Below are 22,927 nucleotides of genomic sequence, written 5' to 3' on the forward strand. Positions count from 1 at the left end.
CCCCCCCCCCCCCCCCCCCCCCCCCCCCCCCCCCCCCCCTCCCCCCCCCCCCCCCTCCCCCCCCCCCCCCCCCCCCCCCCCCCCCCCCTGCCCCCCCGACCGGCGGCCGCGCGCGCAGAGCACCTGCGGACCGGGCCGCGTCTTCTTCGCTCTTCCGGCCACGGGACAGCCCTTAGCGGGCCACCGCGTCCGCCCCCGCCTGCGCGAACTTCTCGTCCAGAGTCCCGGACGGAGCGCCTGCGACGCCGATGCCGGCGATCGGCGCCTTCCCGGCGGTGACGGGGGTACCGCCCGCCAGGAACAGGGTGCCGGGGATGTCCTTCAGGTTCGGGGTCTGCTGGAGACGCTCGGCCAGCTGGGAGGTGGGGGCGTTCCAGGCGGCCGCGGTGAACGCCTTGCGCTCGGCGGACTCGTAGGACTGCGGGCCGGCGCCGTCGCCGCGCAGGGTGACGATCGTGTTGCCGCTGCGGTCGACGACGGCGACCGTGACCCGCTGGTTCTCCTTCTCGGCGGCGTCCAGCGCGGCCTGCGCGGCCTTGGTGGCGGCGTCGATCGTCAGGTGGGTGGAGGTGGTGGTGGCCCCGGCCGGGACGGCGGCCGGGGTGGCAGCGGCGGACGTCGTGGCGGGTGCGGAGGCGTTCGCGGACACCGCACCGAAGCCCGACAGGGCGACGGCGGTGAGCACGGCACCACCGGTGGCGATACGGGCACGGCGGGAGAACTTCTTGTGCGCGGGGTTCATGGCCTTCATGGGTCGTCGACTCCTCAGGTGGGCGGGCGGCCCGGTTGCCGCCCCTGCTGCGTCCGGTCTCCACCCTCGGCCTGGAACAGGGCCCGGACCGTCGGCGTTCCGGCTGCCTTCGCGCGGCCCGACGGATGACACCGGGGTCATCCGATCGGCTGACGGTCCGGTCCCCGCGCTCGGTCACAATGGGAGGTGTTTGCCCAGCTCGGCGCCGCTCCGCGGGTCGCGGGGCACAGCCGCAAGCGTGAGGGAGGCAGGCTCCGGATGCGGACCCGGCCGTACGAACCGAGCGCCGTGGACCCATGGTGGCTCGGCGCCGTGATGCACACGGCGTTCTTCCTGCTGCTCGGCGGAGCGCTCGCCCGCTTCCTGCTGCGCCACCCGGGCGAGCCGCGCACGCCATGGATCATCGCGCTCTGCGTCGCGCTGGCCGTACTCCATCTGCTGGGCCCCGGGACGGGCGACACGGACCCACGGCCCGGTCGGCGGCGCCCGGCCTGGCTGGCGCTGGTCGTCGTGGTCTGGATGGTGCTGGTCGTGCTCGCGCCCAGCTTCGCCTGGTGCGCGGTGCCCCTCTTCTACACCGGCCTGCGCACCCTGCCGCCCCGCGCGGCCCTCGTGCTCGTGGCGGTCCTGACGGCGCTCGTCGTCGCCGCGCAACTACAGCTCTCCGGGCGCTTCGACCCGAACCTGGTGCTCGCGCCGCCCGCTGTCGCCGCCCTCGCCACCGCCGTCTTCCTCCAGATGGAACGGCACACCACGCGCCAGCGCGCCCTGATCGACGACCTGCTCCGCACCCGCCGCGAACTCGCCGCCGCCGAACGCCGTGCGGGCACCCTCGCCGAACGCCAACGACTCTCCATGGAGATCCACGACACGCTCGCCCAGGGCCTGTCCAGCCAGCGGATGCTGCTCCAGGCGGCGGACCGGGTGTGGGACACCGAACCGGACAAGGCCCGCGCCCACGTACGCACCGCCGGGTCCGTCGCCGAACACAACCTCGCCGAGGCCCGGCGCTTCGTGCACGACCTGGCCCCCGCCGATCTCGCCCGCGGCGGTGGTCTCGATCAGGCGCTGCGGGCCCTGGCCGCGAGAGAGTCCGGGGCGCAGCTCACCGTCCGCGTCCACGTCGATGACGACGGCAGGCTCCCCGGGCTGCCCGACAGCGTCCAGTCCGCCCTGCTGCGCATCGCTCAGGGCGCCCTGGCCAACGTCCGCGAGCACGCCGCCGCGGGCACCGCCACGCTCACCCTCACCCTCCTCGACGACGAGGTGGTCCTGGACGTCTCCGACGACGGCGACGGCTTTGACCCCGCCGCGCTGCCCGACACCCCCGGCAGCGGACGTGGTCATGGGCTGCCGGCCATGCGCGCCAGGCTGCGCGCGCTCGGTGGCACCCTGACCGTCGAGTCCACGCCCGGTGAGGGCACCGTCCTGTCCGCCGCCGTCCCCCTGGAGGCGCCCTGATGACCGCCGGCCGCGCTCCCGTGCGCATCCTGGTCTGCGACGACCACGCCGTCGTACGGGCCGGGCTGCTCGCCCTGCTCGACAGCGCCCCGGACATCGAGGTCGTCGGTGAGGCCGGCACGGGCGAGGAGGCGCTCGCGCTGGCCGCGAAACTCACCCCGGACGTGGTGCTGATGGATCTGCAACTGGGCGAGGGCATCGACGGTGTGGAAACCACCCGCCGCCTCACCTCGGACCCCGGAGCCTCCCTCCACGTCCTGGTGCTCACCACGTACGACACCGACGCCGACATCACCCGCGCCATCGAGGCGGGCGCCACCGGCTACCTGCTCAAGGCCGAGCGCCCCGACGAGCTCTTCGCCGCGATCCACGCCGCCGCCGAGGGACGTACCGCCCTGTCCCCGCCCATCGCCGGCCGCGTCATGGCCAGCCTGCGCCGGCCCCGGCCCACCCTCACCGACCGCGAACGCGACATCCTGGCCCAGCTCGCCCGCGGCATCGGCAACCGGGACATCGCCCGCGCCCTCTACATCAGCGAGGCCACGGTCAAGACACACCTGCGCCGCATCTACGCCAAGCTCGGTGTGGACACCCGCGCGGGCGCGGTGGTGGTCGCCAAGGAGCGGCGCATACTGCCGTGACGGCCTCGCCTCACGGGTTACCTGACCAGGCCGGGCCCGCCGGCACCGGTCGACTTACTCCGGGGAGTGCTCCACGCCCCGGTCGGACCCGGCAGGCACCCCTGGTCGTGCGTCGTGCAGGAACGCGTCGCCCCTAGCCGTGCAGGAACGCGTCGCCGTGGGCGTTGACGTGGGCCTCCAGGGTGTTGAGCGCGTCCTGGGTCGCCTCGGGGGAGCCGCTGCCCCGCCGTTCGGCGAAGTAGGCGGCGCCCAGCTTTCTCAGGAGTTCGGTGCCGGCGCGGTTCTGCTGTACCTCGTCGACCTTCTGCTTGCCCTGCGCAAGCCCCTGACGGGCCTGCTCCTTGGCGCGGTCGAGAAACCCTGACATGTGCCACCTCCGTGCGGTCCGTGTCGTAAGGGATCAACGGCGCGGACGGCCGTGGGGTTCCCGTGCCAGGCTGGGGCATGTGGGCGAAACGCGCGACTTGAAGGGGCCGTCCGGCGTACCCGGCGGCTACCAGGAGCGTGCCTCCCGGGTGGCCGGTGCGGTGCTGTGGAGACGCACCCTGCAGCCGTCCGCGCGGCCGGTGCTGCCCGACGGGTGTACGGATCTGATCTGGAGCGCGGGCCGGCTGCTGGTGGCGGGTCCGGACACCGGGCCGCAGTCCGTGGGCGGGGTGCCGGCCGGTACTGCCTTCGTCGGGCTGCGCTTCGCGCCCGGCCAGGGGCCCGCCGTCTTCGGCGTACCGGCCCGGGAACTGCGTGACCGGCGGGTGCCGTTGGCGGATCTGTGGCCCGCCGGCCGGGTACGGGAGCTGACCGAGCGGCTGGCGGCCGCCGGGGAGCCGGGCGGCGCGGCCGGTATCGGCCGCCTGCTGGAGGAGGCCGCGGCGGCCCGCCTCCGGGAAGGCACCAAGGACGACGGCCGGACCGCCGCCGTCGCCGCGGCGCTCGCCCGCGGCCGCCCCGTCGCCGAGGTCGCCCGCGCCGTCGCGCTCAGCGAACGCCAGCTGCACCGGCTCAGCCTGGACGCCTTCGGCTACGGCCCCAAGACCCTGACCCGGGTGCTCCGGCTGGTGCGCGCGCTGGACCTGGCGCGCTCCGGGATGCCGTACGCACAGGTCGCCGCGCGCGCCGGATACGCGGACCAGGCGCACCTCGCGCGCGAGGTGAAGTCGCTGGCGGGGGCCCCGATGGGGGTGCTGCTCACGCCGGGTTAGCGTGTCCGTCATGGACTACCAGGCCGTTCTTGAGGAGGTAGCGGCCCATGCCCGGCCGTTCGTGCGACAGGGGCGGGTCGCGGACTACATACCGGCGCTCGAACGGGTGTCGGCGGACCGCTTCGGGATCGCGGTGGCCGACATCCACGGCGAGGTGTACGGGGTCGGCGACTGGGAGGTCCCGTTCTCCGTCCAGTCCATCTCCAAGACCTTTTCGCTGGCGCTGGTGATGGCGCAGAGCCACGGCGGCCACGACGACGGCATCTGGCGGCGGGTGGGCCGTGAGCCGTCCGGTACGCCGTTCAATTCGCTGGTCCAGCTGGAGGCGGAGAACGGCATCCCGCGCAATCCGTTCATCAACGCGGGCGCCCTGGTGGTCACCGACCGGCTCCAGACCCTTACCGGCGACGCCAGCACCTCGATGCTGCACTTCCTGCGGGAGGAGAGCGGCAACCCGGACCTCGCCTTCGACCAGGCGGTGGCCGACTCCGAGGCCGAACACGGCGACCGCAACGCTGCCCTGGCGCACTTCATGGCGTCCTTCGGCAACCTGGAGAACCCCGTCCCCAGCGTCATCGAGCACTACTTCTGGCAGTGCTCGATCGAGATGAGCTGCCGGGACCTGGCCGTGGCGGGCGGCTTCCTCGCCCGTCACGGGCTGCGCGCCGACGGCAGCCGGCTGCTGGAGGCCCGCGAGGCCAAGCGGATCAACGCGGTGATGCTGACCTGCGGGACGTATGACGCGGCCGGGGAGTTCGCCTACCGCGTCGGGCTGCCCGCCAAGAGCGGGGTCGGCGGCGGCATCATCGCGGTCATCCCCGGCCGCTGCACGCTCTGCGTCTGGAGCCCGGGACTCGACGCCCGCGGCAACTCCGTGGCGGGCGCCGCGGCCTTGGACCACTTCACGACGCTGACCGGGTGGTCGGTCTTCTGAGCGGGGTGTGGGGGTTTCCGGCCGGGGGGCCGGGGGTTGTCCCCGGGGGGTGCAGTACGACGCTGACGGGGTGGTCGGTCTTCTGAGCGGGGCCGTGCGGAGGGCCCGTCCGCGGGCCCCGGCTGGCGTTGTGACCTGCGAACCACTGGCGCATCGTGGGCGTAGGAGGTGCACCGCCATGGAGCACGAGATGCGCGCTGAGTACGAGGAAGGCGTTCTGCCGCACGCGGACACGCCGGTGAAGATCTGGCACATGGTGCGGCTGGACGGCACCACGGCGATGTGCGGACGGGAACTGGCCCCGGCAGCCGCCACCCAGACGGCCGAGGTCTGGGGTACGCCCCAGGGGGAGCCGTTCTGCCACAGCTGCGGCGCGATGTACCTGCGTGAGCACCCCGGCGACATCGGCTAGGGCCTGATCCCGACGACAGGCCCGGCCCTGGGCCCTCCCCGCCCTGCCGTCCTAGGGCAGCTGGGCGAACAGGTCGACGCCGTGGCCGTCCGGGTCCTGTACGACGGCGTAGCGCTGCCCCCAGAAGGCGTCCCATGGCGGCTTCTCGCCCGTGTAGCCGGCGTCGGTGAGCTCCGCGTAGAGCTTGTCGACCTCGGCGGGGCCGGTGCACTCGAAGGCCAGCCCGGTGGGGGTGCCGCCCTGGGGCGGGGTCCAGTCCGGGTCGATGGCGCGTGCGGTCTCGTGGGTGTCCCACATCAGCCGAAGCCCTCCAGGGAGCGCTGCCTCGGCGTGCGGGGCGGTGTCCGCTTCGGCGGGGATGTCCAGGCCGAGGCGGCGGTAGAAGGCGAGAGCGGCGGGCATGTCGGCGACGACCATGCCGAGGGCCGCGAACCGCGGGGCGGAGGCGGTGGCGAGGGACGGTGACGTGGTGGGTGAAGTGGTCATACGGCGAGCGTAGGCAGGCCGCCGGGCCGGGTCTTGAACGAATCGGACGCGGGGCCGGTCCGCGTCACGGATGGATGTGGGGCCGGCCAACGCGTCGGAGGTGTGGCCCACGGACGGACGCGGAGCCGCCCCGCCTCACGGGCGGGCGCGGGGCCCGTCCGGCTCACGGGCAGTGGATGACCTGGCCCGCGTACGAGAGGTTGCCGCCGAAGGCGAACAGGAGGACCGGGGCGCCGGAGGGGATCTCGCGCCGCTCCACCAGCTTGGACAGGGCGAGCGGGACGGAGGCCGCGGAGGTGTTGCCGGAGTCGACGACGTCCTTGGCGACCACCGCGTTGACCGCGCCGATCCGCTCCGCGACCGGCTCGATGATCCGCAGGTTGGCCTGGTGCAGCACCACACCGGCGAGATCGGCGGGGGTGATTCCGGAGCGTTCGCAGACCTTGCGGGCGATGGCCGGCAGCTGGGTCGTGGCCCAGCGGTAGACGGTCTGGCCCTCCTGGGCGAACCGGGCGGGCTCGCCCTCGATACGGACCGCGGCGCCCATCTCCGGCACCGAGCCCCACAGCACCGGGCCGATCCCCGGCTCCGGCGAGGCGCTGACGACCGCGGCGCCCGCGCCGTCGCCGACCAGCACGCAGGTCGTGCGGTCCGTCCAGTCGACCACGTCGGTGAACTTCTCCGCCCCGATGACCAGGGCGTGGGTCGCGGAACCGGCCCGGATGGCGTGGTCGGCGGTGGCCAGCGCATGGGTGAAGCCGGAACAGACGACGTTCAGGTCCATCGTGGCGGGGGCGGACAGCCCGAGCCGGGCGGCGACCCGGGCCGCGGCGTTCGGGCTGCGGTCGTGGGCCGTGCAGGTGGCGACCAGCACCAGGTCGATGTCCTGCGGGGCCAGGCCACTGGCGGCCAGGGCCTTGGCTCCGGCGGCGGCCGCCATCGAGTCCACGGTCTCGTCCGGGGCGGCGACATGGCGGGTACGGATGCCGACCCGGCTGCGGATCCAGGCGTCGTCGGTGTCGACGATCTTGGCGAGATCGTCGTTGGTGAGCACGCGGGAGGGCTGGTAATGGCCGAGGGCCAGGATGCGTGACCCGGTCATGAATTCCCCTGTACGTGGGTGGTCGGTATGCCCACCAGTCTCACCCCTCGGTGCCGCCCGGCGGCTGCGTGAACTGCCAATGTTCCGTCGCCAGAACTGGAGACTGTGGTCAGAACCGGGGTGCGGCGGCCGCCGGTGCCGGGCCCGCGGGCGGCCCCGTCGAGAGGGCGCCCGCGGGCGGCGCTGCGGAGCGCGCAGGGGCAGCAGCCCGCCCGATCCAACGGCAGACCCGGCCCGGTGCGGGCGGATTGCTCCGCCCGCGGGCGCGCCTCGGCGGCTGTCCCCCCACGGTGGCCGGATGCGGCCCGTTACGGCCCGGTCCGGCACCGCCAGGCCCCGTCCCGCCCCCTCCCCGTCACGACAGCGCCCGGAAGCGCCGTAGCCGGAGGCTGTTGCCGACGACGAAGACCGAGGAGAAGGCCATGGCGGCACCGGCGATCATCGGGTTGAGCAGGCCGGCCGCGGCCAGCGGCAGTGCCGCGACGTTGTAGCCGAAGGCCCAGAACAGATTGGTGCGGATGGTGCCGAGCGTCGCCCGGGCCAGCCGGATGGCGTCCGCGGCGGCGCGCAGATCGCCCCGTACGAGGGTGAGGTCACCCGCCTCGATCGCGGCGTCCGTGCCGGTGCCCATCGCCAGCCCCAGGTCGGCGCGGGCGAGTGCGGCCGCATCGTTGACGCCGTCACCGACCATGGCGACCGAGCGGCCCTCGGCCTGGAGCCGGGCGACGACCGCGACCTTGTCCTCGGGGAGCACCTCGGCGATCACCTCATCGATCCCGACCTCGGCGGCCACCGCCCTCGCCACGGCCTCGTGGTCCCCGGTCAGCAGGACCGGGGTCAGCCCCAGGGCGCGCAGCCGGCGCACCGCCTCGGCGCTGGTGGGCTTGACCGCATCCGACACGACCAGCACCGCGCGCGCCGCGCCGTCCCATCCGACGGTGACCGCGGTCCGGCCCTCGGCCTCGGCCGCGGCCTTGGCGGCCGCCAGCTCCGGCGGGAGGGACTGGCTCCACCGGTTCAGCAGCTGCTCGCGGCCCACCAGGACGGCATGGCCGTCGACGACTCCCTGGACGCCCAGACCCGGGACGTTCACGAAGTCCTCCGGGGCGGGCAGGGTGGCGCCCCGGGCCTCGGCCCCGGTGGCGACGGCGCGGGCGATGGGGTGCTCGGAGGCGTGTTCCAGCGCGCCGGCCAGCCGCAGCACCTGCGGCTCCGTCTCTCCTTCGGCGAGATGGACGCCGGTCAGTGTCATCGCTCCGGTGGTGACCGTGCCGGTCTTGTCCAGGACGACGGTGTCCACCCGCCGGGTCGACTCCAGCACCTCCGGGCCCTTGAGCAGGATGCCGAGCTGGGCGCCGCGTCCGGTGCCGACCATCAGCGCGGTCGGGGTGGCCAGCCCCAGGGCGCACGGGCAGGCGATGATCAGGACGGCGACGGCCGCGGTGAAGGCGGCCACCGCGCCGTGGCCGGTGGCGAGCCAGTAGCCCAGGGTGCCCAGGGAGAGGGCGATCACGAGCGGGACGAAGACCGCGGAGATCCGGTCGGCCAGCCGCTGCGCCGCGGCCTTCCCGTTCTGGGCGTCCTCGACCAGCCGCGCCATACGGGCGAGCTGGGTATCGGCGCCGACCCGGGTGGCCTCGACGACCAGCCGGCCGCCCGCGTTGACGGTGGCGCCGGTGACGGTGTCGCCGGGGGAGACCTCGACGGGAACGGACTCGCCGGTGAGCATCGAGGCATCCACGGCGGAGGCGCCCTCCACCACCGTCCCGTCGGTGGCGATCTTCTCGCCGGGCCGTACGACGAAGCGGTCCCCGACGTGCAACGCGCCGACGGGGACGCGGACTTCACGGCCGTCCCGTAGTACCGCGACGTCCTTGGCGCCCAGTTCCAGCAGTGCCCGCAGTGCCGCGCCCGCCTTGCGCTTCGCGCGCGCCTCGAAGGAGCGGCCGGCCAGGATGAAGGTGGTGACCCCGGCAGCGGCCTCCAGGTAGATCGCGCCGCTGCCGTCGGTGCGGGCGAGGGTCAGCTCGAAGGGGTGCGTCATGCCCGGCATGCCCGCCGTACCGAAGAACAGCGCCCACACCGACCAGCCCAGGGCCGCGAGGGTGCCCATCGAGATGAGGGTGTCCATCGTGGCGGCGCCGTGCCGCAGGTTCGTCCAGGCGGCCCGGTGGAACGGCCAGGCGCCGTAGGCGACCACCGGGGCGGCCAGCGTCAGCGAGAGCCACTGCCAGTTGGTGAACTGCAGCGGCGGCACCATCGCCATCAGCACCACCGGGACGGTCAGGACGAGGGAGACCAGCAGCCGCTGCCGCAGCGCGGCCTGCGCCGCGCCGTCCCGGTCCTCCGCCGCGTCCCCGGTGCCGTCGCCGGAGGGCTCGGCAGTAGGCGGCTCCGGGACCGTCGCGGTGTACCCGGTCCGCTCCACGGTGGCGATCAGGTCGGCGGCCGCGACGGCGCTGCCCTCCGCGACCGTCACCTGCGCCTTCTCGGTGGCGTAGTTGACGGTGGCGGTGACCCCTTCCATGCGGTTGAGCTTCTTCTCGATGCGGGCGGCGCACGAGGCGCAGGTCATCCCGCCGATCTCCAACTCGACGCCGTGCGCTCCGATCACGGTGGCCATACCTGCTCCTCGGTCTGCTGGGAGTGCCTGTCTCCGAGGTTAACCATATACCCCCCTAGGGTATTCCGGGTTGCGTCACGGGATGCGGCATCACGGCGTCACTACGCCGCGTCCCCGTCCCCGCCCCCATCCCCGCCCCCGTCCTCGCCCGCCGCCCGCTGTGCCCGCCCGCCCATCGCCCGCAGATACGCGACCAGCTCCGGCGGTTCGTGCACGGTGAACTCGTGCCCCAGCAGGGCCAGCCGGACCGCCAGCCACTCCAGCGCCTCGGGGCTGCTGTGCCAGCGGCAGGACGCCTCATCGACCGTTTCGAGCGCGCCCGCCGCCGGGCCGCCCAGCCGGGCGGCCACCTCCGCGGCCGGTGCGTAGACGGTCGCCACCGCCCGGTAGGTCGCGGCCGCCCCCTGCATCCGCTCCCGTACATAGGCGCCCGCATCGGCGGCCGGCAGGGTGCGCGGCGGGGTCCGGACGCCGGTCGGGAACGGCTCGCTCAGCCGGTCCACCCGGAAGATCCGCCAGTTCTCGCGGTCGTTGTCGTATGCCACGAGGTACCAGCGGCGCCCCGCCGCGACCAGGCGGTGCGGCTCCACCAGGCGCTTGCTGCGGGTGCCGGCCCCGGCCCGGTAGCGGAAACGCAGCCGCTCATGGTTGGTGATCGCCGCGGCGAGCACCGTCAGATGCTCCGGATCGACGGTCGGGTGGTCGCCGGAGGGCAGCGCGACGGTGGCCGTGCCGAGCGTGCCCACCCGCCGCCGCAGCCGGGCCGGCAGCACCTGCTCCAGTTTGGCGAGCGCCCGTACGGACGCCTCCTCGATGCCCTCGATGGCGTGCCCGGCGGCCGAGCGCAGACCGACCGCGATGGCCACCGCCTCGTCGTCGTCCAGCAGCAGCGGCGGCATCGCGGCGCCGGCGGCCAGCCGGTAGCCGCCCTCCGCGCCCATCGTGGCGTGTACGGGATAGCCCAGCTCGCGCAGCCGGTCGATATCGCGGCGGATCGTCCGGGTGGTGACCCCCAGCCGCCCGGCCAGCTCACTGCCGGGCCACTCGCGCGGGGTCTGCAACAGGGACAGCAGATTCAGCAGTCGCGCCGATGTCTCACTCATGGGACCGATGATGGCCCTCCCAGTAGGACCGGGACTGTCCTATAGGGGACCTAGTGTCGAAGACCTCGACGCCGCCCCGGCCGGCCACCGCCCGGCGGCACCGGCGTCGGCCTTCCCTTCCTTCCTTCCTTCCTTCCTTCCGCACCGGCTCCCCTGGAGAACGCCCATGACCACGACCGTGCCCGCGGCCCCCGAGGCGGCCGTCCCGGCCCCCGCGCCGGCCGACCGCAGACGCTGGATCGCGCTCGCCGTCCTGCTGACCGCGAGCTTCATGGACCTGGTCGACGCGACCATCGTCAATATCGCCATCCCGAGCATCCAGCGGGACACCGGCGCGGGCTTCAGCGCCGTCCAGTGGGTCACCGCCGGGTACGCCCTCGCCTTCGCCCTCGGTCTGATCACCGGCGGCCGGCTCGGCGACATCTACGGCCGCAAGAAGCTGTTCCTGCTCGGCATGGGCGGCTTCACCGTCGCCTCCGCGCTGTGCGGTGTCGCGGCGGGTCCCGGCATGCTGGTCGGCGCGCGGGTGCTCCAGGGGGCGATGGCCGCGCTGATGGTGCCGCAGGTGCTGGCGATCATCCACGTCAGCTTCCCGGCGGGCGAACGCGGCAAGGTCTTCGGGATGTTCGGCGCGGTGGTCGGACTCGGCGCGGTCTGCGGCCCGCTGATCGGTGCCCTGCTCACCGAGGGCGATCTGCTCGGACTGGAGTGGCGCCCGATCTTCCTGATCAATCTGCCGGTCGGGATCGCCGGCATGCTGCTCGGCCGCCACTTCCTGACCGAGTCCCGGGCCCCGCGCGCCCTGCGCGTCGACCTCATCGGCACCGCGCTGGCCACCGTGGGCCTGCTGATGCTGCTCTATCCGCTCACCCAGGGCCGCGAGTCCGGCTGGCCGTGGTGGGGCTTCGTGTCGATGGCCGCGAGCCCGCTCGTTCTGGCGCTCTTCGTCCGCTACGAACGGATCAAGGCCCGCAGGGACGGCTCACCGCTCGTCGAACTCGCCCTCTTCCGGGTACGGACCTTCGCGGCGGGCGCCGGCGTCCAGCTGACCTTCGGCGTCGTCAGCGGCCTGTTCTTCCTGGTCTGGACGCTCCATATGCAACGGGGGCTGGGCTGGGGCCCGCTGCACGCCGGACTGACCGGGGTGCCGTTCTCGCTCGCCTGCTCCGCGGCGGCCGGGCTGTCCGTACAGAAACTGGTGCCGCGGTTCGGCCGCGCGGTACTCCAGGCCGGCGCGCTGACCATGCTCTGCGGTGCGCTGCTCTACCTCTGGGAGGCCGGGCACTACGGCACCGCCCTGGAGTCCTGGCAGATGGCACCGGCGATGCTGCTGATGGGGGCCGGGATGGGCCTGATCGTCGCCCCGATCACCGACGCGGCGATCTCCGACGTCCCGGCCGAGCACTCCGGATCGGCCTCCGGCATCTTCAACACCACCGGCCAGCTGGGCATGGCGCTCGGTCTCGGCCTGTCGTCGGTGGCCTTCTTCGGCGTCGTCGGCGGTACGGGGGAGACGCACGGCGCGGCGGCCGCGGCCCTCGCCCCCTCCTTCATCAACGCGACGACCCACGCCCTGTGGTGGATCTCGGGCGGCCTGGTCCTCATCTTCGGGCTGCTGTTCCTGCTGCCGCGGCGGGCGCCCGCGGTGCCGGTCCCGGACGCCCCTGACGCACCGGACGCGCCGGAGCGGACGGACCGGTACGAAGCGGGCGCGGAGGAGCGGCCCGCCCTGGTCTCCTGACGAATGGCGCCGCACCGGGGCAGCCCCGCGCCGGCGTCCGGCACCAGCGCCACTCCGGCCGCCGGATGATTCAGCTCACGGCCGAGCCGCTGACACCGCTGACACGGCTGACCACCCGGCAGCGGCGCGCCCTGGACGTCCAGATGCCGCGGGTCGGCGAAATCCTCCAGGCCACCGCGGAGTTGACGATCGGCACGGTCGGCGTGGGGCCGCACGCTTGGCCGGGGACCCCGGAGTACGTCGCGCGACCCGGGGTCGCCGCTCCGCCCCGCTGCGTAAAAACGGCCGCTTCGCCGTACCGTTCGCGGCCTCCGGCTTGCCATACTGGCCGGGTGTCGATGATCAGCAACCTCCGCAAGGCCGTCCGGCTGCCGCAGCCGCGACGCCGGGGAGTCGACCTCAGCCACCCTGCGCGGTCGCCGCTCGGCACCGCCGTGGTGAACTGCGCGGTGTACGTGGACGGCGTGCGGCAGGAGGGCGACCACCCGGCCGATGTGGCGATCCACCGGGTCCGGAAGACCCGCCGGGGATTTGTCTGGATCGGGCTGCATGAGCCGTCCGAGAAGGAATTCGCCGGAATTGTCGAGCTGTTCGGGCTCCACCCGCTCGCCGTCGAGGACGCGGTCTACGCCCATCAGCGGCCCAAGCTGGAGCACTACGACGACTCGCTCTTCACCGTCTTCAAGACCGTCTGCTACGTCGATCACGACCGGCTCACCGACAGCAGTGAGGTCGTCGAGACCGGCGAGATCATGGTCTTCACCGGCGCCGACTTCGTGATCACGGTACGGCACGGCGGGCACGGCTCACTGGGCCCGCTGCGCGAGCAATTGGAGAGCACCCCCGAGCAGTTGGCGATCGGCCCGTCCGCCGTGCTGCATGCCGTCGCCGACCTCGTCGTGGACGACTACCTCGATGTCACCTCCGCCGTCCAGGGCGACATCGACGACGTCGAGAGCGAGGTCTTCTCCGTCCGCGGCAGCGGCGGGGCCGGCCGGATCTACCAGCTCAAGCGCGAGCTGCTGGAACTCAAGCGCGCGGTGGCCCCCCTGGACCGGCCGATGCAGGAGCTGGCGACCCAGCCGATGTCCGAGGTCGACCCGCGGATCAAGACGTACTTCCGGGATGTCGCCGACCATCTCGACCGGGTCACCGAGCAGATCACGTCCTTCGACGAACTGCTCAACTCCATACTCCAGGCCCATCTCGCCCAGGTCACCGTTGCCCAGAACGAGGACATGCGCCGGATCAGTGCCTGGGTCGCGATCCTGGCCGTACCGACCATGGTCTGCGGTGTGTACGGCATGAATTTCGACCATATGCCGGAAAAGCACTGGACCTTCGGTTATCCGCTGGTGATGAGCGTGACCGTGGCCATCTGCTGGGTGATCCACCGCGGCTTCAAGCGGAACGGCTGGCTCTAGGGCGGACACGCCTGACGCCTCTGGCGGGCGGCTACGGCAGCGCAGACCCGTTGTGCAGGTAATGGGGGATGCCGCGGGTCAGTGCCTCTGTGGCCGCCACGAAGCGGGGCGCCATGCGCTGAGGCAGCATCGTCAGCGCCTCAGCTTTTGAGACGAAGACAAGCCGCGAAAGCTCCTCATCGTGCGGCCGCAGCCCGCCGGCGACCTCGTGCTCCAACACGCCGCCGTCGAAGACGAACGCGAGCTGGTCGTCCCACGCTTCATGGGGAGCCACCCAGTCCACCACGAGGAAGCCGCGGAGGGTGACGGTCAACCCCAGTTCTTCTTTGAGCTCACGGACAGCTGCTTGTTCCGGTGGCTCGTTCGCTTCGGCCATTCCACCGGGCAGATCCCACCCCGGTTTGTAGGTGGGCTTCACCAAGAGGAAATCGCCGGATGCGTTCCGCAACAGCACATCGGCAGCGACTCGCTTGCGGGCTTGCCGGGCATTCCCTTCCGCGAGGTAGGCATACCAGGCGTCCGGCTCTTCGGGAGGTGTCATGGAGAGGTGCCTTCGCTACGGGGCGTCAAGACGTCGGCGAGGAGAAGTATCCGCGTCTTTGCTGAGGCGTCGAACTGTGCCAAGAAGTCGCGCACGGGCCGGTAGTTCCGGTGGCCCTCCAGCGTGCACCGAAGGTCGGCGAGCTGATTGACGACGCGGACCGAACCGAGCGACGGATTCGCGGTCAGTAACCCCACCCCGAAGTGCACCACGGCGTCCAAATCGGCGTGGTGGACATGGATTGTCACGAGGTTGATGTGACTCAACGCGAGCGATCGTGCTCTTACTGACTCCCTGAGCGCCACTGCCCGCTGAGCGTGCACCAGTGCTTCCTCATACCGTTCCATGTCCCGGCAAGCGAGGGCACTCTCACTCGCGAGCGAGGCTTCATCGAACGGGCTGACCCAGGGGTGCGTTGCCTCAGCAATGGAGCCGAGAGCCTCATGTGCTCGATCCAACTCGCGGGACGCCCTGAGACTCTGGTCGGCGGCGGCCAGTGCCCGCGCGTGCATGGAGTGCAGCCGGGCTGTCAGAGAAGAGATGCGCGGACCCTGGTCGACGAACTGGAGGCCGGCCCGCGCCCAGTGCGTCGCCCGGGAGGCGTCGCCTGTCTGCAAGGCCAGGTGGCTGCTGCCGGCCGCGATGTTGGCTGCCAGGGATAAGTCCCCCGAGGTGCGTGCCAACGCCAGCGCGCGAACGAAGTGCTGTTGTGCACGACCGTCCCGGCCGGAGTCATGCGCCATCCAGCCGGCCATCTCACTGAGGGCATGATGAGCCGCGATCCATTGCTGCGGCCGACCAGCACCGAAGTGTGCGCAGCCCTCCACGGCATGCTCTGAGAGGGCGAGTCGATGACGGGATCACCTTGCGATCACGGATCCCGCCGAGCAGGATCTGAAACTGTCTGACCTGCACGGATGCCCAGCGACAGCGGAAGCACGTCACCGCCCCGCCATCCACACCCCCACCGACCGCCGCGGCACCCGCAGCGGACCGGCGGTAGCCTGAGATCGCCGATGATCCCGGGAGACACATGGACGAGCGACGCCGCCGGGCGGCCCCCTGGCAGGGGCAGTGGCCGGTGATCGGTGTGGTGGCCGCGGGCGGCGGCATCGGCGCCGCGGCGCGCTACGGCGCCACCCTCCTCTGGCCCAGCGGCGACGGCGCCTTCCCCTGGACGATCCTGGCCGTCAACGCCGTCGGCTGTGCGCTGATGGGCGTGCTGATGGTGCTGGTCACCGAGGTCCGGCCGGCCCACCGGCTGCTGCGTCCCTTCCTCGGCACCGGCATCCTCGGCGGCTTCACCACCTTCTCCACCTACGCCGTGGACATCCAGCGGCTGATCGACGCCCGGCAACCCGCCCAGGCCATGGCCTGTCTCGCGGGCACCCTGCTCGCCGCGCTCGCGGCCGTATGGGGCGCGGTGACCGGCACCCGTGCACTTCTCGGACTGAGGCGGCGGACGGTATGACACACGGCACGGCACACCCCGGCGGCACCCCGGCGCTCCGGCTCACGGTCCTCGTCGGCGAACAGGACGGCTGGCACCACAAGCCGCTGTACGCGGAGATCGTGCACCGCGCCCGCGAAGCCGGACTGGCCGGGGCCAGTGTCTTCCGCGGCATCGAGGGCTTCGGCGCCACCTCCCTCATCCACACCCAGCGGCTGTTGTCGCTGAGCGAGGAGCTGCCGGTCGCGGTCGTGGTCGTCGACACCGAGGAACGGATCCGCGCCTTTCTCCCGCAGCTGGACGAACTCCTCGCGGGCGGCGGCCTGGTCACCCTCGACCCGTGTGAGCGGATCAGCTACCCGCGCACGGACGATCCGGCCGCGACGGAGGGCGGTCGCGGGTGAACTGGCTGCTGGTGGTGGCCGGTGCGGCGGTCGGGGCGCCGCTGCGCTACCTCACCGACCGCTATGTGCAGTCCCGGCACGACACGGTCTTCCCCTGGGGGACGTTCACCGTCAATGTCGTCGGCTCGCTGATCCTCGGGCTGCTGACCGGCGCGGTCGCCGCCGGTGCCGCCTCCTCGCATGCCCAACTGCTGCTCGGTACCGGCCTCTGCGGCGGGCTGACGACCTACTCGACGTTCTCGTACGAGACGCTCCGGCTGGCGGCCGACGGGGCGCGGGGCTATGCGGCCGCCAATTGCGTGGCGAGTGTGGCGGCCGGGCTCGCGGCCGCGTTCGCCGGGGTGGTCGCCGCCCGGGCGCTGTGGGGCTGACCCGGCGGCGCCGCGGCAGACGAAAGCGGTGGGGCTCCGGGGGGAGCCCCACCGCGGGGGCGGCGCACGATGCGGGGGCTGGTGGGGTACGAGGGCCGGCCGCCAGGTTCCGGCACTCGACAGCCCCCAAGCCGTTCGCGGCTCCGGCCACCGTCAGCTCGGCCGGGTCCGCGGGCCGCCGCCGGACTTCGTCAGGTCAGCGGTCGGTCGGGGAGGTCAGGAGACCTTGCCGAAGCGGACCCCCGCCAGGCCGTTGGCCCAGAGCTGGTCCACCTTGGCGCGCTCGTTCGCGTCCGGGTTGGCGTTCTCGCACGAGGTGCCGGGGCCGCCGCCGGACATCAGCTCGCTGCACGGGCCCTCGTAGTGGTCCGGCAGGCCCAGCACATGGCCGGTCTCGTGCGCGGTCACGCGGGTGGAGTTGTACTCCTGGTTCTGCTGGTAGTCCAGGAAGACGAAGCCCTTCCCGTGCCCGTCGGTGCTGGCGTACGAGCCGCGCGGGTCGTTGCCCTCGCGGTATTCGAAGTCGCCACCGCTGCCTTCCTGGAGCTTCACGTTCTGCACGGCGCCGTTCCAGATGGAGGTGCTCTGCGCTATCTGGTCCGCGAACTTCGGGGCCTTGCTGGCGTCATAGGTGACGGTGACCGAGGCGGCGTTCGGGTGCGCCTTCATCTTGGCCTTGGCCGACTTGATCACGGCCTCGAAGAACGCCTTGGTGTCCGCCTTCTCGGCGGCCGAGCCGTTGTACGCCGCGATCGAAGCGGCGGTGCTGTGGGGGGAGTTGGCGGGGGAGGGGGAAGCTGCCGAAACCGGCGCCGCGGCTGCGAGCGCGGCGACGAGGCCCAGACCGAGCGCCGCCGACAGCGCCGTCTTGGGAGATCTCATGTGGGGGCTCCTTAATTTCCGAGGGCCGTACGGTCGCCGTGTGGGGCGGCGACCGGGGCCCTGCGGATTTCTTGGTGCCGTTGAGTCTGGACGGCATTCGCCCGGAAGACGGAGATGTTAGGTGGCGATAGCACCAGCCAATACCCTGCGAAAAAAACGGAGTTCAGACAGGTTTGAGAGTCTGGTGTGACGTATGCCGACGTCGTTATGCTCCGGACGTGGAGCTTGAGGTAAGGCATCTTCGCGCATTGTGCGCCATCGCCGACACCGGCAGCGTACGCAAGGCTGCCCGGCAGCTCGGCATGACCCAGCCTTCCCTGACCACCCAGCTCCACCGCATCGAAAAAGCCCTGGGTGGCCAGCTCTTCTTCCGTGAGCCGAGCGGCAGCCGGCCCACGCCGCTGGGGCATTCGGTGCTGTGCCGGGCCCGGCCGATAGTGGCCGAAATGCGGGCACTTATTGACGAGGTCGCGTCGGCCTCGCAGCGCGAACAGGGCACCCGGCTGCACATCGGCAGCACCAACAGCCCCGCCGTAGCCGGCTGGCTGCGCCGGCTACGGGTACGGCTCCCGCAGACGGACACCACGATAAGAACCGATGTGTCCGCCAACGCCCTGCTGCACATGGTCGCGACGGGACAGCTCGACGCCGCCTTCGTCCACGAGGTCGAGGGCGCCCCCCTGCGGGTCCCCGACGGCCTGGCCGAACATGAACTCATCGCCCGTGAACCGCAGTTCATCGCCCTGGCGGAGACCCACCCGGCGGCCGCTCAGGAGGTGATCCGGGTGGCGGATCTCGCCGATGACCAGTGGATGGTCGATCCGACCGTGGACGGCGAATGGGCCGGACTGCGGCGCATCTGGGCCGCGGCCGGGATCAACCCCCGGGTCGTGCACGGCGACTACCTCACCACGGTGGATCTCGTGACGGCCGGTGAGGTGGTCACGCCCTGCCAGCCGACCGCCCGTTCCCGCCATGGCATGGCGATCCGCCCCCTGTACGGCGATCCGCTGGCCGTCCGCCTGTTCATGGCCTGCCGCCAGGACGACACCCCCGCGGCCTCGGCGGACGACCTGTTCGCCGACCTGACCGCCTCGTACATGGAGATCGCCTGGGCGAGCGACGCCTACCGGGCCTGGCTGGTACGGCACGACGGGCCGCTGCCGGTGGGGTCCTAGGGGATCCGTTTCTTTCCCGGACGCCCCGGACGCCCCGGACGCCCCGGGTGCCGATGCCCTGCCGCCAACCGTGTGAAAGGCGCGGGCCCGGCCTTCCGGGAGCGGCCGCGCGGCGCGGGGATGGCCGAGAGTGGGAGCTCCGAGCGCCGGCGCGGCCAAGCCTGGAGATTCTGTGGACGGCACCCTTTCCCTGGTCCTGCTCCTGCTGTTCCTGTGGTGCCTGTGCTCGCGGCGGATGGAGCGCTTCGAACTCACCGCGCCGGCCGCCTTCGTCCTGCTGGGCCTGCTGCTGGGCGAGGGTACCGGGGTTCTCGACCTCGCCCTCCCGCACGAGACGGTCAAGGTGCTCGCGGAGATCACCCTGGTCTGGGTCCTGTTCACCGATGCCGCACGGCTCTCCTTCCGCGCCCTTCGCCCGGAACTCGGGCTCTACGTCCGGCTGTTGGGGATCGGACTCCCGCTGTGCGTGGGCCTCGGCGCGCTGCTGGCGGCCGCGCTGCTGCCCGGTGTCTCGGGCTGGTCCGCGCTCTACGTCGGCGCCGCGCTCGCCCCGACGGACGCCGCGCTCGGCGCCACGATGATGGTCAACCCCGTGGTGCCCGCGAGGATCCGCCGGGTCATCAACGTGGAGAGCGGCCTCAACGACGGCATCGTCACACCGCTGGTGGTGCTCGCGCTGGCCGGGATGTCCGCGGCCGAACACACCGCCGGGCCGGACGCCGCCGGCCATGCCCTGGTGGAACTCGCCGTCGGCACGGCGTACGGCGCGGTGCTCGGGCTGGCCGCCGGATGGCTGCTGCGCACCACGCTCCGCAACGGCTGGGCCGCCGAGGACTTCGCCGGCGCCGGTGTCCTGGCCCTCTCCCTCCTCGGCTACACCTCCGCCCTCGCGATCGGCGGCAACGGCTTTGTCGCCGCCTTCGTCGCCGGCCTGGCGTTCGGCACGGCGCACGGGGCGCCCCCGCGGGTGCTGCTGTACGTCGAGCAGTCCGGGGCGCTGCTCTCCGTCCTGGTCTGGCTGGTCTTCGGCGCCGTACTGCTGCCCGATGTGTTCGCCCACTTCACCTGGCAGGCCGTGGTCTACGCCGTCCTGAGCCTGACGGTGGTCCGGATGGTGCCGGTGGCCCTGTGTCTGGCCGGCAGCGGGCTGGACGCCCGGACGGTGGGGTTCATCGGCTGGTTCGGCCCCCGCGGACTGGCCTCGATCATCTTCGGCCTGCTCGCGGTCGAGGAGCTCACCCCCGAAGGGGCCCGGCCGGTCCTCCCGGTGATCGCCTGCACCGTCCTTCTCAGCGTCCTCGCCCACGGCCTCACCTCCGCGCCCCTGGCGAACCGCTACGGACGGGCGGCGGCGGCCGGGACCGCGGGCGTACCCACCGCGCCGGCGGAGGAACTGCGGGTCCGGGGAATGGCGGCCGGCGGGCTGCACCACCGTCCGGGCCGGATGTAGCGACCGGGGGAGAACGCCCCACGGTTCCCCCGGCTACGCCGCGTACGACGAGTTCCCGGTGCGCGGCTGACCGCAAAAGAAGACCGCACCCGCTCCGTCATGGCCGCCGTGCTCGGCGGTCTGCGGACCGGGTGCGGACAGATCGGCTGGGCCACCCGCGAAGCCGCGGGTCCGCCGGGCCGGGGTCAGGCCTTCTTGGTCTCCCAGAAGATCTTGTCGATCTGGGCGATGTAGTCCAGGGCCTTCTGGCCGGTGGCCGGGTCGTTGGAACCCTTGGCGGCGCTGAGCGCCTTCAGGGTGTCGTTGACCAGCTGGTGCAGCTCCGGGTACTTCTCGAAGTGCGGGGGCTTGAAGTAGTCGCTCCACAGCACCGAGACGTGGTGCTTGGCCAGCTCGGCGCGCTGCTCCTTGATCAGGACGGCGCGGGTGCGGAAGTCCGCGTCCTCGTTGGCCTGGTACTTCTCCTGGACGGCCTTGACCGACTCGGCCTCGATGCGGGCCTGGGCGGGGTCGTACACACCGCAGGGGAGGTCGCAGTGCGCGCTGACCTTGACCTTGGGGGCGAACAGGCGGGAAAGCATGTGCAGTCCTTCCTCGTGATCGTCTTCTCAGGTGCGAGATTACTCGGTGCGGGAAGGCTTTTCTCGGGCGGGCCGGGGGTCTTAGGGCAAAAGTCCGGTGTCACGCCGGGACTGTTGGAGGATGGGCCGGTGAGCGAAGCGAGACGGGGGTGCCCCCGGACGGAGTCCGGGGGAGGGACGGACCGGGAGGTACGGGATGCCGGAGCGGGTACACGAGCGCGAGCCGGAGCGGGACGCGGACGCGGGGCAGGAGCGGGGCGGCCTCCTTCGTGCCTTCGGGCTGGCCGAGGTGTACAACCCGTCGATGGTGCCCACGCTCCGGCCCGGGGACCAGCTGGTGGTGCGGTACGGGGCGGTGGTGCGGCCCGGTGACGTGGTCGTGCTGCGGCATCCGTTCCGGCAGGATCTGCTGATCGTCAAGCGGGCCGTGCAGCGGCGCGACGGCGGCTGGTGGGTCCAGGGGGACAATCCGTTCGTCGAGAACGACAGCCGGGAATTCGGGGTGGTCCCGGACGAACTGGTCATCGCCCGCGCCTGGATCCGGGTGCGGCCGCCGCGGGGGATTCAGCGGTCGGTGGCCGGGGTGCTCTCCTGGGTGGTCTCGGCGGTCCGGCCGGTACGGGCCGCGCGCTCGCTCTCCAGGCGCTTGCGGGCGCGGTAGGCGGCGACATTGGCGCGGGTGGCGCAGCGGTCGGAGCAGTAGCGCCGGGAGCGGTTGGTCGAGGTGTCGAGGTAGACGTTGCGGCAGGGCCGTGCCTCACAGATGCCCAGCCGGTCCACGCCGAGCTCGGTGAGGTGGAAGGCCAGCCCCATGCAGGCGGTCGCGGTGAAGCCGGCGGTCGCGTTGGCGGCGTGGTCGGCGATGTGCATGTGCCAGTCGGGGCGGCCGTTGTCATCCCGGAACTCATGGCCGGAGATCTGCGGGCTGACCGGGAACTCCATCATCAGGGCGTTCAGCAGGTCCACGGCCAGCACCTCGTCACCGGCGTCGGCGGCCTCGAAGACGGCGCGCAGCCGGGCGCGGACCGTGCGCAGCCGCGTGACGTCGCTGTCGGTCGCGCGCCGGGCGGCCTGCTGGGCCGGGCCGAAGAGTTCCCGGACGACCTCGACCGAGGTGAGGGTGTCGGTGCCGCGCTCGGGCTGTTCGGTGTTGACCAGTCGCACGGCATAGTCCGAGTAATAGGCCAGTTCCACTTGTAGTCCTTACGGGCGGAGGCTAGGGTACGGGTGCGTGCTCGTAGTAAGGGGTGTCCTCACTACGAGGGTATTACGGCCTGGAGGGGAAGCGATGACCGAGACCGTCGTCGGCGCCGATTGGCAAGCGTGGCAGAACAGTTGGGACCGCCAGCAGGAGTGGTACCTCCCCGACCGCGAGGAGCGGTTCCGGGTGATGCTGGACATGGTCGAGGCCCTGGTGGGCCCCGCGCCCCGGGTACTGGATCTGGCATGCGGCACGGGCAGTATCTCCGACCGGCTGCTGAAGCGTTTCCCCGAGGCCGAGAGTGTGGGCGTCGATCTGGATCCCGCGCTGCTGGCCATCGCGGAAGGGTACTTCGAAGGCGAGCCCCGGGTCCGCTTCGTACGGGCCGATCTCAAGGACCCCCGGTGGACCGAGAAGCTGCCGCACGACACCTACGACGCGGTGCTCACCGCCACCGCGCTGCACTGGCTGTACACCGAGGATCTGCGCGCGCTCTACGGGCAGCTCGGCACGCTGGTGCGGGACGGCGGCGTCTTCATGAACGCCGACCACATGCCCGAGGAGGGCACCCCGCGGATCAACGCCGCCGAGCGGGCCTTCCGGCACGGGCGGAGGGACGCGGCGAAGGCGGCCGGCGCCGTGGACTGGGCCGAGTGGTGGCAGCTGGCGGCCGCCGATCCACGGCTGGCCGCGCCGACCGCCGAGCGCTTCGAGATCTACGGCGAGCACGCGGACGGCGACACCCCGTCGGCCGCGTGGCACGCCGCGGTGCTGCGCGACGCGGGCTTCGCGGAGGCCCGGCCGGTGTGGGCCTCGCCCACCGACGCCCTGGTGCTGGGCCTGAAGTAGACCGGCAAACGGCAACAACGGAGCGGGGGGGGGGGGGGGGGGGGGGGGGGGGGGGGGGGCGGTGGGGGGGGGGGGGGGCGGGGGGGGGGGGGGGGGGGGGGGGGGGGGGGGGGGGGAGGGTGGGGGGAGGGCGGTGCCGGCAG

The 22,927-nt window shown here is 72.5% G+C and carries 25 protein-coding genes; 14 read left to right on the forward strand and 11 right to left on the reverse strand.

The features are described 5' to 3' along the window. Nucleotides 1-172: 172 nt before the first annotated feature. Nucleotides 173-751 (reverse strand): GlcG/HbpS family heme-binding protein, encoded by a 579-nt coding sequence (locus ACZ4XD_RS35255; protein WP_468049239.1) that lies wholly within the window; start codon nt 749-751, stop codon nt 173-175. A 258-nt stretch (nt 752-1,009) separates the two neighbouring features. Here ACZ4XD_RS35255 and ACZ4XD_RS35260 point away from each other — a divergent pair, with 258 nt between their 5' ends. Continuing rightward, nucleotides 1,010-2,212 carry a sensor histidine kinase gene (locus ACZ4XD_RS35260; protein ID WP_468049241.1) on the forward strand — a complete coding sequence of 401 codons (1,203 nt, stop codon included), beginning with the start codon at nt 1,010-1,012 and terminating at the stop codon, nt 2,210-2,212. Beyond that, on the forward strand, nt 2,212-2,853 hold the full coding sequence (locus tag ACZ4XD_RS35265) for a response regulator (protein ID WP_468049245.1): 642 nt from the start codon (nt 2,212-2,214) through the stop codon (nt 2,851-2,853). Before ACZ4XD_RS35260 ends, ACZ4XD_RS35265 begins: the two co-directional genes overlap by 1 nt. Nucleotides 2,854-2,986: 133 nt before the next feature. Here the strand turns inward: ACZ4XD_RS35265 and ACZ4XD_RS35270 are convergent, their stop codons facing one another. Next, nucleotides 2,987-3,220, reverse strand: coding sequence for a hypothetical protein (locus tag ACZ4XD_RS35270; protein WP_468049247.1), 234 nt, complete (start codon nt 3,218-3,220; stop codon nt 2,987-2,989). 79 nt (nt 3,221-3,299) lie between these two features. Between ACZ4XD_RS35270 and ACZ4XD_RS35275 the strand changes: the two genes are divergently transcribed. The 3 genes from ACZ4XD_RS35275 (at nt 3,300) to ACZ4XD_RS35285 (ending at nt 5,398) form a co-directional block, all read left to right on the forward strand. Beyond that, on the forward strand, nt 3,300-4,052 hold the full coding sequence (locus ACZ4XD_RS35275) for a helix-turn-helix transcriptional regulator (protein ID WP_468049248.1): 753 nt from the start codon (nt 3,300-3,302) through the stop codon (nt 4,050-4,052). Between the two features lie 10 nt (nt 4,053-4,062). Continuing rightward, on the forward strand, nt 4,063-4,986 hold the full coding sequence (locus ACZ4XD_RS35280) for a glutaminase (protein WP_042149896.1): 924 nt from the start codon (nt 4,063-4,065) through the stop codon (nt 4,984-4,986). A 178-nt stretch (nt 4,987-5,164) separates the two neighbouring features. Beyond that, nucleotides 5,165-5,398, forward strand: coding sequence for a hypothetical protein (locus ACZ4XD_RS35285; RefSeq protein ID WP_042148548.1), 234 nt, complete (start codon nt 5,165-5,167; stop codon nt 5,396-5,398). 51 nt (nt 5,399-5,449) lie between these two features. Here ACZ4XD_RS35285 and ACZ4XD_RS35290 read toward each other — a convergent pair whose 3' ends face one another. The 4 genes from ACZ4XD_RS35290 to ACZ4XD_RS35305 all read right to left on the reverse strand — a co-directional run bounded on the left by ACZ4XD_RS35290 (nt 5,450) and on the right by ACZ4XD_RS35305 (nt 10,712). Beyond that, complete coding sequence (locus ACZ4XD_RS35290; protein ID WP_468049251.1) at nt 5,450-5,884, reverse strand: VOC family protein; 435 nt, start codon at nt 5,882-5,884, stop codon at nt 5,450-5,452. 163 nt (nt 5,885-6,047) lie between these two features. After that, entirely contained in the window at nt 6,048-6,986 is a 939-nt protein-coding gene (locus ACZ4XD_RS35295) for a beta-ketoacyl-ACP synthase III (RefSeq protein WP_468049254.1), read from the reverse strand. A gap of 355 nt (nt 6,987-7,341) precedes the next feature. Next, the gene (locus tag ACZ4XD_RS35300) at nt 7,342-9,609 is read right to left on the reverse strand and encodes a heavy metal translocating P-type ATPase (RefSeq protein WP_468049256.1); all 2,268 of its coding nucleotides are present in this window, start codon (nt 9,607-9,609) and stop codon (nt 7,342-7,344) included. A gap of 101 nt (nt 9,610-9,710) precedes the next feature. Continuing rightward, a complete protein-coding gene (locus tag ACZ4XD_RS35305; RefSeq protein ID WP_468049258.1) occupies nt 9,711-10,712 on the reverse strand; it encodes a helix-turn-helix transcriptional regulator in 1,002 nt (333 codons plus the stop codon). A 166-nt stretch (nt 10,713-10,878) separates the two neighbouring features. On the opposite strand from ACZ4XD_RS35305, the gene ACZ4XD_RS35310 reads away from it, so the two are divergent. Beyond that, a complete protein-coding gene (locus ACZ4XD_RS35310; protein ID WP_468049261.1) occupies nt 10,879-12,453 on the forward strand; it encodes an MFS transporter in 1,575 nt (524 codons plus the stop codon). A 338-nt stretch (nt 12,454-12,791) separates the two neighbouring features. After that, nucleotides 12,792-13,877 (forward strand): magnesium and cobalt transport protein CorA, encoded by a 1,086-nt coding sequence (locus ACZ4XD_RS35315; RefSeq protein WP_468049305.1) that lies wholly within the window; start codon nt 12,792-12,794, stop codon nt 13,875-13,877. A 31-nt stretch (nt 13,878-13,908) separates the two neighbouring features. Here ACZ4XD_RS35315 and ACZ4XD_RS35320 read toward each other — a convergent pair whose 3' ends face one another. Both ACZ4XD_RS35320 and ACZ4XD_RS35325 read right to left on the reverse strand, forming a co-directional pair. Continuing rightward, a complete protein-coding gene (locus ACZ4XD_RS35320; RefSeq protein ID WP_468049263.1) occupies nt 13,909-14,418 on the reverse strand; it encodes an NUDIX domain-containing protein in 510 nt (169 codons plus the stop codon). Beyond that, a complete protein-coding gene (locus tag ACZ4XD_RS35325; protein ID WP_468049265.1) occupies nt 14,415-15,173 on the reverse strand; it encodes a hypothetical protein in 759 nt (252 codons plus the stop codon). Before ACZ4XD_RS35325 ends, ACZ4XD_RS35320 begins: the two co-directional genes overlap by 4 nt. 278 nt (nt 15,174-15,451) lie before the next feature. Here ACZ4XD_RS35325 and ACZ4XD_RS35330 point away from each other — a divergent pair, with 278 nt between their 5' ends. Genes ACZ4XD_RS35330 through crcB form a run of 3 tightly spaced genes read left to right on the forward strand, consistent with a single transcriptional unit; the run spans nt 15,452 to nt 16,643 of the window. Beyond that, the gene (locus ACZ4XD_RS35330) at nt 15,452-15,889 is read left to right on the forward strand and encodes a fluoride efflux transporter FluC (protein WP_468049268.1); all 438 of its coding nucleotides are present in this window, start codon (nt 15,452-15,454) and stop codon (nt 15,887-15,889) included. After that, the gene (locus tag ACZ4XD_RS35335) at nt 15,886-16,272 is read left to right on the forward strand and encodes a DUF190 domain-containing protein (RefSeq protein WP_468049272.1); all 387 of its coding nucleotides are present in this window, start codon (nt 15,886-15,888) and stop codon (nt 16,270-16,272) included. Before ACZ4XD_RS35330 ends, ACZ4XD_RS35335 begins: the two co-directional genes overlap by 4 nt. After that, nucleotides 16,269-16,643 carry a fluoride efflux transporter CrcB gene (gene crcB / locus ACZ4XD_RS35340; RefSeq protein WP_468049274.1) on the forward strand — a complete coding sequence of 125 codons (375 nt, stop codon included), beginning with the start codon at nt 16,269-16,271 and terminating at the stop codon, nt 16,641-16,643. The genes ACZ4XD_RS35335 and crcB overlap by 4 nt, the downstream gene beginning before the upstream one ends. Nucleotides 16,644-16,859: 216 nt before the next feature. On the opposite strand, the gene snpA is transcribed toward crcB, so the two are convergent. Beyond that, entirely contained in the window at nt 16,860-17,525 is a 666-nt protein-coding gene (gene snpA, locus ACZ4XD_RS35345) for a snapalysin (RefSeq protein ID WP_468049279.1), read from the reverse strand. Between the two features lie 218 nt (nt 17,526-17,743). On the opposite strand from snpA, the gene ACZ4XD_RS35350 reads away from it, so the two are divergent. Both ACZ4XD_RS35350 and ACZ4XD_RS35355 read left to right on the forward strand, forming a co-directional pair. Further along, the gene (locus tag ACZ4XD_RS35350) at nt 17,744-18,703 is read left to right on the forward strand and encodes a LysR family transcriptional regulator (protein WP_468049283.1); all 960 of its coding nucleotides are present in this window, start codon (nt 17,744-17,746) and stop codon (nt 18,701-18,703) included. Nucleotides 18,704-18,875: 172 nt separating this feature from the next. Continuing rightward, nucleotides 18,876-20,153: a cation:proton antiporter gene (locus ACZ4XD_RS35355; protein ID WP_468049287.1), complete on the forward strand. Its 1,278-nt coding sequence runs from the start codon at nt 18,876-18,878 to the stop codon at nt 20,151-20,153. A gap of 185 nt (nt 20,154-20,338) precedes the next feature. Here ACZ4XD_RS35355 and sodN read toward each other — a convergent pair whose 3' ends face one another. Beyond that, complete coding sequence (gene sodN, locus ACZ4XD_RS35360; protein WP_030085982.1) at nt 20,339-20,734, reverse strand: superoxide dismutase, Ni; 396 nt, start codon at nt 20,732-20,734, stop codon at nt 20,339-20,341. A 196-nt stretch (nt 20,735-20,930) separates the two neighbouring features. Between sodN and sodX the strand changes: the two genes are divergently transcribed. Continuing rightward, complete coding sequence (gene sodX, locus ACZ4XD_RS35365; RefSeq protein ID WP_468049294.1) at nt 20,931-21,395, forward strand: nickel-type superoxide dismutase maturation protease; 465 nt, start codon at nt 20,931-20,933, stop codon at nt 21,393-21,395. Here sodX and ACZ4XD_RS35370 read toward each other — a convergent pair. Further along, entirely contained in the window at nt 21,299-21,928 is a 630-nt protein-coding gene (locus tag ACZ4XD_RS35370; protein WP_042148588.1) for a CGNR zinc finger domain-containing protein, read from the reverse strand. The genes sodX and ACZ4XD_RS35370 overlap by 97 nt on opposite strands. A 94-nt stretch (nt 21,929-22,022) precedes the next feature. On the opposite strand from ACZ4XD_RS35370, the gene ACZ4XD_RS35375 reads away from it, so the two are divergent. Continuing rightward, the gene (locus ACZ4XD_RS35375) at nt 22,023-22,784 is read left to right on the forward strand and encodes a class I SAM-dependent methyltransferase (RefSeq protein WP_468049300.1); all 762 of its coding nucleotides are present in this window, start codon (nt 22,023-22,025) and stop codon (nt 22,782-22,784) included. Nucleotides 22,785-22,927: the final 143 nt, after the last annotated feature.

The organism is Streptomyces sp. NPDC029466 (genome assembly GCF_055574515.1).

Coding starts and splice junctions, on each gene's coding strand:
- ACZ4XD_RS35255 (WP_468049239.1), bottom strand. CDS start 751: ATGAAGGCCATGAACCCCGCGCACAAGAAGTTCTCCCGCCGTGCCCGT.
- ACZ4XD_RS35260 (WP_468049241.1), top strand. CDS start 1,010: ATGCGGACCCGGCCGTACGAACCGAGCGCCGTGGACCCATGGTGGCTC.
- ACZ4XD_RS35265 (WP_468049245.1), top strand. CDS start 2,212: ATGACCGCCGGCCGCGCTCCCGTGCGCATCCTGGTCTGCGACGACCAC.
- ACZ4XD_RS35270 (WP_468049247.1), bottom strand. CDS start 3,220: ATGTCAGGGTTTCTCGACCGCGCCAAGGAGCAGGCCCGTCAGGGGCTT.
- ACZ4XD_RS35280 (WP_042149896.1), top strand. CDS start 4,063: ATGGACTACCAGGCCGTTCTTGAGGAGGTAGCGGCCCATGCCCGGCCG.
- ACZ4XD_RS35285 (WP_042148548.1), top strand. CDS start 5,165: ATGGAGCACGAGATGCGCGCTGAGTACGAGGAAGGCGTTCTGCCGCAC.
- ACZ4XD_RS35290 (WP_468049251.1), bottom strand. CDS start 5,884: ATGACCACTTCACCCACCACGTCACCGTCCCTCGCCACCGCCTCCGCC.
- ACZ4XD_RS35295 (WP_468049254.1), bottom strand. CDS start 6,986: ATGACCGGGTCACGCATCCTGGCCCTCGGCCATTACCAGCCCTCCCGC.
- ACZ4XD_RS35300 (WP_468049256.1), bottom strand. CDS start 9,609: ATGGCCACCGTGATCGGAGCGCACGGCGTCGAGTTGGAGATCGGCGGG.
- ACZ4XD_RS35305 (WP_468049258.1), bottom strand. CDS start 10,712: ATGAGTGAGACATCGGCGCGACTGCTGAATCTGCTGTCCCTGTTGCAG.
- ACZ4XD_RS35310 (WP_468049261.1), top strand. CDS start 10,879: ATGACCACGACCGTGCCCGCGGCCCCCGAGGCGGCCGTCCCGGCCCCC.
- ACZ4XD_RS35315 (WP_468049305.1), top strand. CDS start 12,792: ATGATCAGCAACCTCCGCAAGGCCGTCCGGCTGCCGCAGCCGCGACGC.
- ACZ4XD_RS35320 (WP_468049263.1), bottom strand. CDS start 14,418: ATGACACCTCCCGAAGAGCCGGACGCCTGGTATGCCTACCTCGCGGAA.
- ACZ4XD_RS35325 (WP_468049265.1), bottom strand. CDS start 15,173: ATGGCCGGCTGGATGGCGCATGACTCCGGCCGGGACGGTCGTGCACAA.
- ACZ4XD_RS35330 (WP_468049268.1), top strand. CDS start 15,452: ATGGACGAGCGACGCCGCCGGGCGGCCCCCTGGCAGGGGCAGTGGCCG.
- ACZ4XD_RS35335 (WP_468049272.1), top strand. CDS start 15,886: ATGACACACGGCACGGCACACCCCGGCGGCACCCCGGCGCTCCGGCTC.
- snpA (WP_468049279.1), bottom strand. CDS start 17,525: ATGAGATCTCCCAAGACGGCGCTGTCGGCGGCGCTCGGTCTGGGCCTC.
- sodN (WP_030085982.1), bottom strand. CDS start 20,734: ATGCTTTCCCGCCTGTTCGCCCCCAAGGTCAAGGTCAGCGCGCACTGC.
- sodX (WP_468049294.1), top strand. CDS start 20,931: ATGCCGGAGCGGGTACACGAGCGCGAGCCGGAGCGGGACGCGGACGCG.
- ACZ4XD_RS35375 (WP_468049300.1), top strand. CDS start 22,023: ATGACCGAGACCGTCGTCGGCGCCGATTGGCAAGCGTGGCAGAACAGT.